Origin of the sequence: Aeromonas sp. L_1B5_3 (genome assembly GCF_963866575.1) — a bacterium.
Classification (GTDB): domain Bacteria; phylum Pseudomonadota; class Gammaproteobacteria; order Enterobacterales; family Aeromonadaceae; genus Aeromonas; species Aeromonas jandaei.
In genome coordinates this window covers 1-10,330 of sequence record NZ_CAWMDN010000180.1, presented here as the reverse complement: position 1 = coordinate 10,330, position 10,330 = coordinate 1, and the positions used below count along the sequence as shown (strand labels likewise).

The following is a 10,330-nucleotide window of genomic DNA, read 5'->3' as shown; positions in this document are numbered from 1 at the left end:
CCACTATTCCCTCCTTTCGGTATGTAATTACAGTCATTTTTGGATGATTCACAACCATTGGTACTGGATTACTCGCAGCCACCCATCCCCATTACCGGGCTACAGCCCCGCAGGTAAGGACCATATTGACCACTCCCTCCTCCATCTGGACATCAATGGTAAAGCCGAGTCGCTTGGCGAGGGTTACCATGCCGCGATTGCTCGGCATGGTCATGCCGGAGAGCTGGCCAATGCCCTGCTCGCTGGCGTAGCGGATGATCTTCTCCATCATCAGTTTGCCGAGTTTTAACCTCTATCCTTCAGCTCAGAGAGCAGTTGGGGTAGGAAACAGTGTGTTTACAGTGAGGCGGCATATGAAGCGCCATGAAAGGTAAAGTGATGGGATATAGAGAGGGGATAAAAACAAAAAGCCCACGCAACTTGCGTTGCATGGGCTCGGAATAAATGGCGGAGGAGGTGGGATTTGAACCCACGGATGGTCGCCCATCGCCGGTTTTCAAGACCGGTGCATTCAGCCGCTCTGCCACCCCTCCGCAGCAGTGCGGCGAATATTACCACGCTGATCAGGGTTGTAAATCCCCGGCTGGTTCGATTGCTGGTTAATTGCACGAAATGACCGATTAAATGGGCAAACTGGTTGGAATGAGTGCTTTTTTGACCTGATTGCTTGACTTGAAAAGAGAGTCCACCACTATAGTGGCCTCCATCATATCCTCTGCAAGATAACATTATGACTATTAAAAATGCCCTGTTTTGCGCTCTGGCGGGCGTAACCTTGCTGGCATCGCCGGTACAGGCGAGCGAGCTGACCAAGAGTGATGTCGAGCAGATCGTTCGTGACTATCTGGTCAAGAACCCCGAGATCCTGGTCGAGATGTCCAATGCCCTGCGTGCCAAGCAGGAGAGTCAGCAGGCCGAGAGCGATAAGGCGCTGATCAAGGCCCATGCCCAGCAGCTTTATGGCAACAAGGATCCCGAAATGGGCAATCCGAAGGGGTCGCTGACGATTGTCGAGTTCTTTGATTACAACTGCGGTTACTGCAAGCGGGCACATCCGCTGGTCGAGCAGCTGATGGCTGAGGACAAGGATATTCGCTACATCTACAAGCAGTTCCCGATCCTGAGCGAAACCTCCTATTTCGCCGCGCGTGCCGCACTGGCCGTTCAGTTGGGTCAGCCCGACAAGTACCAGGCTTTCCATGAGAAGCTCTATGCCCATCAGGGCCCGCTCTCCGATGAAGCGCAGGTCAAGAAGGTGGCGGAAGAGGCTGGTGTTAACTGGAGCAAGGTAGAGGCCAAGATCAAGGATGGCAGCATCGATCAGAATCTGGGCACCAACCGGGCTCTGGCTGAAGCGCTCGGTATTTCCGGTACTCCCGCCTTTATCATCGGTGACCAGATCCTGCGTGGTGCACCACGGGATCTGGCAAGCCTGAAGAGCTTTATCAAGGATGTGCGTGCTGGCAAAAGCATCCAGTAACGCGCTTGTATCCTGACGGAATAAAAAGAGGGTCGGTATTGCTACCGGCCCTCTTTTCTTTATGTCCCGAGTCACAGGTGGTCGTCGCGAAAGGACCATAACAACGTGCGCAGGACTCGACCTCTCGGTCTCAGTAACAAGTATTAGCAGAGTCGTTCGACTTCCATTCGTATTTATTTAAGCGTCCCGCAGTCGCCTGTGAGAGTTGCTTAATTCAGGTCAGGATTTTTTCTGCTGCCTGCCTTAGAATCGCGTCCCTTGCAGGAGAAAACCCCTATGTTAGTTGATATTTTGCGGCTTGTTTTTATAGCTGGCGGTTTGGTATTCATCTTTATGCTGGTACAAGCGTGCTGGCAAAAACGATGCAACGGGACTTTTGAGTCCACACCTTTCTGGCCGGTGGCGCTGATCGGCGGTGTTGCCAACTTTCTCGATACCCTGGGGGTTGGCAGCTTTGCGGTCAAAACAGCTTGCTACAAGCAGTTCAAGCTAATCGATGATCGTCTGTTGCCGGGGACTCTCAACGGCCAGTGTGTGTTGCCGACCGTGACTCAGTCGCTGATCTTTGTTGGCGCAGTAGCGGTGGAGCCGCTGACGCTGATCAGCATGATGATTGCTGCCGCAGCCGGTGCTGCCTGGGGGGCGCGTCATGTCGCCTCGTTTGATCGGCAGACCATCCGGCTGGTGATGGCGGTCTCTCTGCTGGTCGTTGCCGGACTGATTTTTGCCGGCCTGCTCGGCCTCTTCCCGGTCGGTGGCGAGGCCATGGGGCTCAGTGGCTACAAGCTGGTGATCGCCCTGATCGGCAACTTTATCTTCGGTGTCCTGATGAATGTGGGGATCGGTCTGTTCGCTCCCTGTATGACACTGGTCTATTTGCTCGGGATGAACCCGCTGGCGGCGTTCCCCATCATGATGGGCTCTACCGCGGTACTTAGCGTCTTCTCCGCAGGCACCTTTATCCGCAAGGGGGCATTTGATGCCAAGGCGGTGCTGGCGGTTGCCATCTTTGGCCCCATCGGTGTGGTGCTGGCAGCCATGCTGGTCAAGTCGATGGATATGGCGATGCTGAAGTGGCTGGTTGCCTTTATCGTCATCTATACCTCCTGGACCATGTACGCCTCCTGGCGGGCTGCTCGTCGCCCCAGCGCGCAGCTGGCTGCGGATATCGCTGGTTAGCCTGCACCAGTGCCGCTTCCGCTCTGGCCCCGAGAAAGACATAGAGTCCGAGGGCCAGCAGCAATCCCACCGCACACCCCATCACCCCAATCGCAGGCCAGAGCAGCTCGCTCTGGCCGAGCGACCCTTTGAATAGCAGCAACAACCCTTCGATAGAGACCGCGATCAGGATGGCGGCGATAAAGCGAGTGATGGTGCGTCTTATGGCGCTGTGGCGGAAGATATCCTTATGCAGCAGCACCTCCTCCTCCAGAATGGTTTTGCCCAGATCGAATACCGCCAGTGCCAGCGTCAGAAAGATAATGGCGCTGAGTGCCCCCAGTCGGTTCTGCTGCGCCCCGCATAGCAGCAGATAGAGCTGTTCCAGTCCGTGCCAGATGAGCGTCGCAACGATGAGGAACAGCGCCATGCTGAGTACCACATAGATGGCCTTGAACCAGGGCATGGCGCGGCGTCGTTCTCTGTCTCCCATCAGCCAGGCGATCAGTTGATTGAGGCAGAGGGTAAGCTCTCGCCCCTCTCCGCGAGCGATCAGTTGCAAGCGGTTCTGCGTGCTCGGGCGTGGCGACAGGATGCAAGCTGGCCCCTGATAGCGGTCGATGCTGATGATAAAGGGGTACTCCTTGAGCGCAGAAAGAGGTGCGCCGAGCAAACCATGGATCAGTGGCGTCAGCTCGACCTGATACTCCTGATAACGTCGCAATACATCGATGGGGCTCATCTCTGCCATATGGACCTCGGTGACGTGGGCTCCTGTAGCGGATGTGCAAATAGTGGGCCCGATATATGACAGGCTGAGCGGGAGCATTTGCACCAGAGGGTGGCAAATAAGCGGGATAGGAGGTCGGGGTGCACCAGAAGCGGGCGTAGATTGCAGATATGGAAAAGGGCCCGTGACGGGCCCTTTGGCGACAAGCAGCGGCGATTTAGCCGGCCAGCTTGGCGAAGGTGCGCTCGGCGGCTGCCAGAGTGTGTTCAATCTCCTTGTCGCCGTGAGCCAGCGACAGGAAGCCGGCCTCGTAGGCGCTCGGCGCCAGATAGACGCCTTCTTCGAGCATCAGGTGATAGAAGCGCTTGAAGCGTTCCATATCGCAGCGAGTGACCTGCTCGTAGCGAGTAATTTCGGGCTCGTCGGTGAAGAAGAAGCCGAACATGCCACCCACATAGTTGATAGCGAGCGGGATGCCGTGTTTGGCGGCGGCGGCTTTCAGCCCTTCTGCAACACGGGCAGTCTTGGCGCTCAGCTGCTCATAGAGACCCGGCTCCAGCAGCAGATCCAGCATGGTGAGGCCGGCCGCCATGGCCACCGGGTTGCCGGAGAGAGTACCGGCCTGATAGACGGGGCCGGTCGGGGCGATGTGCTGCATCACCTTCTTCTTGCCGCCGAAGGCGCCTACCGGCATGCCGGCACCGATGATCTTGCCGAGGGTGGTGAGATCCGGGTCGATGTTGTAGTGGCCCTGAGCACCACGCAGGGAGACGCGGAAGCCGGTCATCACCTCGTCCAGGATCAGCAGGGCGCCGAACTCGTCACAGATGGCGCGCAGCCCCTCCAGGAAGCCGGGTACCGGCGGGATGCAGTTCATGTTGCCTGCGACCGGCTCGACGATGATACAGGCGATCTCGCTGCCGTACTGGGTAAAGGCTTCGCGCACCGAGTCCAGATCGTTGAAGACGCAGGTCAGGGTATGCTTGGCGAAATCGGCCGGTACGCCCGGGCTGTTGGGCTGACCCAGGGTCAGGGCGCCGGAGCCAGCCTTGACCAGCAGGGAGTCGGCGTGGCCGTGGTAGCAGCCTTCGAATTTGACGATCTTGTCGCGACCGGTGTAACCGCGGGCCAGACGGATGGCGCTCATGGTCGCCTCGGTGCCGGAGTTGACCATCCGTACCTGCTCCATGGAAGGGACGATCTGGCGCACTTTTTCGGCCATCAGCACTTCGATCTCGGTCGGTGCACCGTAGCTCAGCCCTTTTTCCACTGCCTTGATGACGGCGGCCTTGATGGCCGGGTGGTTGTGGCCCAGCAGCATGGGGCCCCAGGAGCCGATGTAATCCACGTAGGCTTGACCATCCACATCATAGAGGTAGGCGCCATCGGCGTGATCGATGAAGCGGGGTGTACCGCCGACCCCATTGAAGGCGCGGACCGGTGAGTTGACGCCACCCGGAATGGTCTGGCGGGCCTGTTCAAACAGCTGATCTGATTTTGACATGGATCATCCTTAATGGGATTTTGGTCGTCACGCAGGAGAAAGCAGTCGATCGAGACTCGGCAGGTAGGGGCATCAGGAGTATGCTTTGCGCTCTCGCCACCCGGACTCTCGGTCTGCTCCCGTGACAAAAATTTAACGGGCCGACTATAGCAGAAAGCCCCAGCCCTGGGCAGCCGAGCAACGCGCCGGGTGATCCTGATCTCAGCTAGCTGACGATATGGTGTTTCCAAGTTGGTGTAACAAGATGGCGCAACAAGCTCTCTCCTCTTCCGAACCGTCCGCCTCGCCGCGTGGGCCGGTTTCCCGAATCATTCGGCAAGACAGGATGCCCTTGCTGGTTCTGCTGCTGGCGGCACTGGTCGGCACCCTGGCCGGGCTGGTCTGCGGCCTGTTCGAGTCAGGCGTGCACTGGCTGGCAGAGCAGCGGCTCGCCCTGCTGGCTGATCGCCCATGGTGGCAGCTCGGCCTGCTTGGCTTTGGCTTCAGCGCCATGCTGGGGTGTATCGGCTACTTCCTGACCCATACTTTTGCCCCCGAGGCCGGTGGCTCCGGCATTCCCGAAATAGAGGGGGCGATGGAGGACCTGCGTCCGGTGCGGTGGTGGCGGGTGTTGCCGGTCAAGTTCTTCGGTGGCGTGTGTACCCTGAGCTCCGGCATGGTGCTGGGACGGGAAGGGCCTTCGGTGCAGATCGGCGGCAACCTCGGCAAGATGGTGGCGGATATCTTCCGGCTGCCCAAGGAGCATGGCCACGCCTTGCTGGCTGCCGGAGCGGCGGGCGGTCTGGCGGCGGCCTTCAATGCACCGCTGGCGGGCATTCTGTTTGTGATGGAGGAGATGCGGCCGCAGTTTCGCTACTCCTTCCTAGCCATCAAGGCGGTGGGGATCTCCGCCATCATGGCGACCCTGATGCTGCAAAACATGAAGGGGCAGGGGGCGGTGATCACTCTGCCGCACTACGATGCACCAGCCCTCAAGGCGCTCTGGCTATTCCTCTTTATGGGGGCCACCTTCGGCGTATTGGGCTTTGTTTTCAACAAGCTGGTGTTGGCCTGTCAGGATGGCTATCTGGCGCTGCACCAGAACAAGCGCCACCGTTTTGTTGCCATCGGTATGCTGGTTGCCGGTACTTTCGGCGTGCTGTCGCTGTTTGCCCCCTCGGTAACGGGCGGCGGCACTGAGCTCATTCCTCATCTGATGGGGGGCGAGTATGCGATGGCGACCCTCTTCCTTATCTTCTCCATCCGTCTGGTGGCAACCCTGATCTGCTTCTGCTCCGGCGCGCCCGGCGGGGTGTTTGCGCCGACCCTGGCCCTCGGCACCCTGTTTGGCGTGGTGTTTGGTCATCTGTTCCACGCGGCTTTTCCGGAGCTTGGCATCGAGCCCGGCGCCTTTGCCATTGCCGGCATGGGAGCGTTGTTTGCCGCGACGGTGCGAGCGCCCATCACGGGTATCGTGCTGGTCACCGAGATGACCGACAACTACCAGCTGATCCTGCCGATGATGATCACCACCATGGGAGCCACTCTTGTGGCGCAAGCGCTGGGCGGTCGTCCTATCTATTCCCAGATCCTTGAGCGAACTTTACGGCTTGCCGCGCGTCAAAAGCGGGGTGATGGCAGTGTGGCCACCAGTTAATTTTCACCATCACCACCTGTGACTTCGGTTAGGGCGGTATAGTGAAAGGAGGTCGCAGTTACCGCTGTGAGGCAAATAACGGGAAAGAGGGCTATGTCCAACCTATTGAAGTTATTGGTGGTGTTCGCAGTAGGTGGTCTGGCCGGTTATTTTGCCGGCAACCATCAGGATCTGGCGCAAAGCAGCTTGCTGGGGGTTCAGCAGGAGACGCTGGATCGCCAGAGCAATGCTATCAGCCAGCTCAAGACGGATCTCGGTCTCAAGGATACCCAGCTCGCCACCCAGCGAGCCGCCTTCGAGCAGCTGCAGACCACCCTGAAGAGTCAGGAGGCGCAGGTGCAGGAGCTCAAGCGCCAGCTGGCCTTTTTCGAGCGGATTATGCGCCCGACTGGCGAGCAGGTTGGGGTGGTAATCGACAACCTGACCCTGCAGGAGAGCAGCATTCCGGGCCGCTACCACTATCGATTGGCTTTGACCCAGCCCGCCAAGAAGCGCGAGCTGTTTCGCGGTCAGGTGCAGATCCGGGTCGAGGGGAGCCTTGGCGACAAGCCAAAAGTGCTGTCCGGGCGAGATCTGGGCATGAAGGTGAGCGAGTGGCGCTACTCCCTGCGCTATTTCCAGTTGCTGGAGGGAAACTGGCAACTGCCGGAAGGGTTTGTGCCGGATCGGATCCGGGTCACCATCAACAAGGATGGCCGGCAACCGGCGCAGGAGCTGCTGGTTGAGTGGGCCGATGCGCTTAAGCCGCTAGTCGCCGCACCGCCTGCTCCGGTGCCCGCTGCAGGTTAAACGTGGTGAATACTTGAACTGAATGGTCGGGTATTGGATAATTTCGCGGTTTCCATGTTTGTGGATCTAATGGTTGTGAGGTCAGTAATGAGTGCAGTAGCAGAAGCCCCGCTGCCCATCCAGATGACGGATGCGGCGGCCAACAAGGTGAAGAACCTGATCACCGAAGAAGAGAATCCGGAGCTCAAGCTGCGGGTCTATATCACGGGTGGGGGCTGCTCTGGTTTCCAGTATGGCTTTACCTTTGATGAGAAGATCAACGACGGCGATACCGTGGTCGAGAAGAATGGCGTCACCATGGTGATCGATCCGATGAGTCTCCAGTATCTGGTTGGCGGCAGTGTGGATTACACCGAGGGGCTGGAAGGTTCACGCTTTACCGTGACCAACCCCAATGCAACCACTACCTGTGGTTGTGGGTCCAGCTTCTCCATCTGATCGCTCCCGACGATCAGACGCAACGGCTCTCGGCAACGAGGGCCGTTTTTCCTTGTGCAGATGGTTGAGTGGAAATAAAAAGGCGCCGATGAGGCGCCTTTTTGATTGGTACAGTTAGCGGGAGCTTGCTGCCGCTACCAGTGGAACCCTGTTCACCGCCTTGCCCATGTAGGCGAGGGTGATGGTCACAATGATGCAGGTGAAGCTCAGCCACATGTAGGGGAGGTAGTCGAGGGTGGCCACACCCAGTACCCCGGCCATAAAGATGCCGTTGTCGCTCCAGGGCACCATGCCGCAGGTAAGGGTGCCGCCAAACTCGGCGTTGCGAGAGAGGTTCTTGCGTGCCAGTCCCAGCCGATCGTAGTTCTTGGCCATGATCTTGGGGGTCAGTATCAGCGATACATACATGGCGGAGCCGAACACGTTGGCCAGGAAAGCGGTGCCAATGGTGTGGGTTGTCAGGCTGCCGGCACTGTTGATGCGCTTCTCGAAGGCGCTGGCGATGACGGAGAGGATACCTACTTTCTCCAGCAGGCCGCCAAAGCCCAGACCGAAGATGATGACAGCGACCGAGCCCAGCATGGACTCCATCCCGCCACGACCGAGGATGTTGTCGATGAAGTCGATGCCGGAGGTAATGGCAAACGGGCTGTAGGCAGAGTGCATCGCTTTCACCGGATCCATGTCCTGGAACAGGATGGCCCAGATCAGGCCAAGCAGGGCGCCGAAGCTGATCACCGGGAAGGCGGGCTTGCGGTTGGCCAGGAGGCCCAGCACCAACACCACCGGCACGATGGCCAGCGGAGTGATGTTGAACTGCTTGTCGAGCGCTTCCATCACCAGACTGACCTGCTCCAGGCTGACGTTGCCCGAATACTGCATGCCGACCACGGTAAACAGCACAGCGGTAATGATGTAGGAGAGCAGGCTGATAGGCAGCATCCCCTTGATATGCTCCACCACGTCGACGTTGGACATGGTGGATGCCAGCACCACGGAGTCGGAGAGCGGGGAGAGCTTGTCACCGAAATAGACGCCGGAGAGCACGGCACCGGCAACCAGAGGCGCAGGTACGCCGAGGCTGTGGCCAATCCCCATCATGGCGATACCGGCGGTGGCGGCCGAACCCCAGGAGGTGCCGGTGGCCAGCGAGGTCAGCGAGCAGATGATCAGGGTCGCAAGCAGGAAGATGGAAGGGTGAATCACCTTGAGGCCGAAGTAGATGATGCTGGGCACGATGCCGCCAGCGATCCAGGTACCGACCAGTGCGCCGACGGAAACCAGGATCAGGATGGCCCCCATCCCCTTGGATACCCCATCAACGGCGGCTTGCTCCAGGGATTTGTAGTCATGACCGAGCTTGATACCAAGCCCCATGATGACGAACCAGGCGATGAACAGTGCCAGCTGGATAGGCAGATCGAGCACGCTGGTGAACGAGAATGCCAGAGCCAGAAAAATGGCCAGACAGGCAAACACCTGCGACATGCTCGGCAATCGGATGTGGTTGTGTTGGTTTTGCATAGATACTTCCTAAACTCTTGCTCGCCAAGGTTGGCTCCTCTCATCCTGTGGATACGTATATCCCGAGGGGCCAACCCAAAAAGAGGCCGCAATCTACCACAAAGTGGGAGGGTTAAAGCCTAACCAAATTGGCAAAATTGCACTTTTGATTGAAAAAATCACAGAATTGTTGATCTCATAACCCGTTTTTGAGCGCTTTATTGGCATAAAAGCCTATTTTGAGTCTTGCGCTGGAGGATGGTTGCATCTCTCATTTATGAATATGATAATTATTATCATTATCTCTGTGGGGGAGGAAAAAGATGAACTGGGTGGTGCGGGGAGTGATGCTGCTAGCCGGGCTGGTTGTGCTCGGATGGGGCCATGACAAAGAGTACGGCATCTGGAGTCTGGGTTTTCTGCTGGCTGCCTGGATGATGCTTGAACCCAGATTGAAACCAGCACTGATCCTGTTGCCAGTGGCAGGGCTGACCGGCGTGGTGGCCCTGCTCTGGCAGCATACCGGCTAGTAGGCGTTATGCGTGTTTGACGGGAGCCTGCTTGATCTTCTGTTGGGCCTGCTTGAGCGATTCAACGACATTTTTCTCCATTTCGCTCCGTTTGGCATCGGTCAGGAAGTAGATCATGTCGACATCGTGGCGAATATAGTGGGAGGGGAGCTGGTTGAGGGTGAGGCAGCAGAGATCGGCCATCTGGTCGCTGCTGAGTTTTTGCTGCAGACCCTGCTTTTCAATCTCCTTGAGCACCAGATGCTCGTAGAAGTTGTGAATGTCGGTATCCAGTATCATATGCGTTCCTTGGCATGGCGATGGGCGGTGAGTCGTCAAAAGCATAGCCATAACAAGGAGTAAAAACAAAAGGCCCGTCACTTTCGTGATGGGCCTTTTGCGTAATGAATGGTGCGAAGAGAGGGACTCGAACCCTCACATCCGTGGGACACTAACACCTGAAGCTAGCGCGTCTACCAATTCCGCCACCTTCGCACACTGATTTTTTCCAGCTGGTTTTTAAATGCGGTTGGAGCGCATCGCTCTGTTTTTACATGTCAGAATCATGGTGCGAAGAGAGGGA

The 10,330-nt window shown here is 57.8% G+C and carries 10 protein-coding genes, 2 tRNA genes and 1 pseudogene; 6 read left to right on the top strand and 7 right to left on the bottom strand.

Features of this window, described 5'->3' with window-relative positions:
* Positions 1-91 precede the first annotated feature (91 nt).
* Both AACR93_RS23105 and AACR93_RS23100 read right to left on the bottom strand, forming a co-directional pair.
* A pseudogene (locus AACR93_RS23105) lies at positions 92-289 on the bottom strand (GNAT family N-acetyltransferase); the annotation flags it as partial.
* 156 nt (positions 290-445) lie between these two features.
* Positions 446-533: transfer RNA gene (locus AACR93_RS23100), tRNA-Ser, on the bottom strand.
* A 197-nt stretch (positions 534-730) separates the two neighbouring features.
* Between AACR93_RS23100 and AACR93_RS23095 the strand changes: the two genes are divergently transcribed.
* Together AACR93_RS23095 and AACR93_RS23090 are read left to right on the top strand one after the other, a co-directional pair.
* Positions 731-1,480 (top strand): DsbA family protein, encoded by a 750-nt coding sequence (locus AACR93_RS23095; RefSeq protein ID WP_041210895.1) that lies wholly within the window; start codon positions 731-733, stop codon positions 1,478-1,480.
* 276 nt (positions 1,481-1,756) lie between these two features.
* The gene (locus AACR93_RS23090; RefSeq protein ID WP_041210896.1) at positions 1,757-2,659 is read left to right on the top strand and encodes a sulfite exporter TauE/SafE family protein; all 903 of its coding nucleotides are present in this window, start codon (positions 1,757-1,759) and stop codon (positions 2,657-2,659) included.
* On the opposite strand, the gene AACR93_RS23085 is transcribed toward AACR93_RS23090, so the two are convergent.
* Both AACR93_RS23085 and hemL read right to left on the bottom strand, forming a co-directional pair.
* Positions 2,574-3,389 carry a hypothetical protein gene (locus tag AACR93_RS23085; protein WP_043852092.1) on the bottom strand — a complete coding sequence of 272 codons (816 nt, stop codon included), beginning with the start codon at positions 3,387-3,389 and terminating at the stop codon, positions 2,574-2,576. The two genes, AACR93_RS23090 and AACR93_RS23085, sit on opposite strands and share 86 nt — an antisense overlap.
* Positions 3,390-3,585: 196 nt before the next feature.
* Entirely contained in the window at positions 3,586-4,872 is a 1,287-nt protein-coding gene (hemL, locus tag AACR93_RS23080; RefSeq protein WP_043852091.1) for a glutamate-1-semialdehyde 2,1-aminomutase, read from the bottom strand.
* A 244-nt stretch (positions 4,873-5,116) separates the two neighbouring features.
* Here hemL and clcA point away from each other — a divergent pair, with 244 nt between their 5' ends.
* From clcA to erpA, 3 genes are all read left to right on the top strand, one after another.
* Entirely contained in the window at positions 5,117-6,508 is a 1,392-nt protein-coding gene (gene clcA, locus AACR93_RS23075; protein WP_041210899.1) for a H(+)/Cl(-) exchange transporter ClcA, read from the top strand.
* A 93-nt stretch (positions 6,509-6,601) separates the two neighbouring features.
* Positions 6,602-7,297: a DUF6776 family protein gene (locus AACR93_RS23070; RefSeq protein ID WP_042030308.1), complete on the top strand. Its 696-nt coding sequence runs from the start codon at positions 6,602-6,604 to the stop codon at positions 7,295-7,297.
* 87 nt (positions 7,298-7,384) lie between these two features.
* The gene (gene erpA, locus AACR93_RS23065; protein WP_005340225.1) at positions 7,385-7,735 is read left to right on the top strand and encodes an iron-sulfur cluster insertion protein ErpA; all 351 of its coding nucleotides are present in this window, start codon (positions 7,385-7,387) and stop codon (positions 7,733-7,735) included.
* 114 nt (positions 7,736-7,849) lie between these two features.
* Here erpA and nhaC read toward each other — a convergent pair whose 3' ends face one another.
* Complete coding sequence (gene nhaC / locus AACR93_RS23060; RefSeq protein WP_043852090.1) at positions 7,850-9,259, bottom strand: Na+/H+ antiporter NhaC; 1,410 nt, start codon at positions 9,257-9,259, stop codon at positions 7,850-7,852.
* 302 nt (positions 9,260-9,561) lie between these two features.
* On the opposite strand from nhaC, the gene AACR93_RS23055 reads away from it, so the two are divergent.
* Positions 9,562-9,768 carry a hypothetical protein gene (locus AACR93_RS23055; protein WP_033114083.1) on the top strand — a complete coding sequence of 69 codons (207 nt, stop codon included), beginning with the start codon at positions 9,562-9,564 and terminating at the stop codon, positions 9,766-9,768.
* 6 nt (positions 9,769-9,774) lie between these two features.
* Here the strand turns inward: AACR93_RS23055 and AACR93_RS23050 are convergent, their stop codons facing one another.
* Together AACR93_RS23050 and AACR93_RS23045 are read right to left on the bottom strand one after the other, a co-directional pair.
* On the bottom strand, positions 9,775-10,047 hold the full coding sequence (locus AACR93_RS23050) for a late competence development ComFB family protein (protein WP_033113978.1): 273 nt from the start codon (positions 10,045-10,047) through the stop codon (positions 9,775-9,777).
* Positions 10,048-10,156: 109 nt separating this feature from the next.
* Positions 10,157-10,242 (bottom strand) — tRNA-Leu (locus tag AACR93_RS23045).
* Positions 10,243-10,330 lie beyond the last annotated feature (88 nt).

Coding starts and splice junctions, on each gene's coding strand:
- clcA (WP_041210899.1), top strand. CDS start 5,117: ATGGCGCAACAAGCTCTCTCCTCTTCCGAACCGTCCGCCTCGCCGCGT.
- erpA (WP_005340225.1), top strand. CDS start 7,385: ATGAGTGCAGTAGCAGAAGCCCCGCTGCCCATCCAGATGACGGATGCG.
- AACR93_RS23070 (WP_042030308.1), top strand. CDS start 6,602: ATGTCCAACCTATTGAAGTTATTGGTGGTGTTCGCAGTAGGTGGTCTG.
- AACR93_RS23055 (WP_033114083.1), top strand. CDS start 9,562: ATGAACTGGGTGGTGCGGGGAGTGATGCTGCTAGCCGGGCTGGTTGTG.
- AACR93_RS23050 (WP_033113978.1), bottom strand. CDS start 10,047: ATGATACTGGATACCGACATTCACAACTTCTACGAGCATCTGGTGCTC.
- AACR93_RS23090 (WP_041210896.1), top strand. CDS start 1,757: ATGTTAGTTGATATTTTGCGGCTTGTTTTTATAGCTGGCGGTTTGGTA.
- hemL (WP_043852091.1), bottom strand. CDS start 4,872: ATGTCAAAATCAGATCAGCTGTTTGAACAGGCCCGCCAGACCATTCCG.
- AACR93_RS23085 (WP_043852092.1), bottom strand. CDS start 3,389: ATGGCAGAGATGAGCCCCATCGATGTATTGCGACGTTATCAGGAGTAT.
- AACR93_RS23095 (WP_041210895.1), top strand. CDS start 731: ATGACTATTAAAAATGCCCTGTTTTGCGCTCTGGCGGGCGTAACCTTG.
- nhaC (WP_043852090.1), bottom strand. CDS start 9,259: ATGCAAAACCAACACAACCACATCCGATTGCCGAGCATGTCGCAGGTG.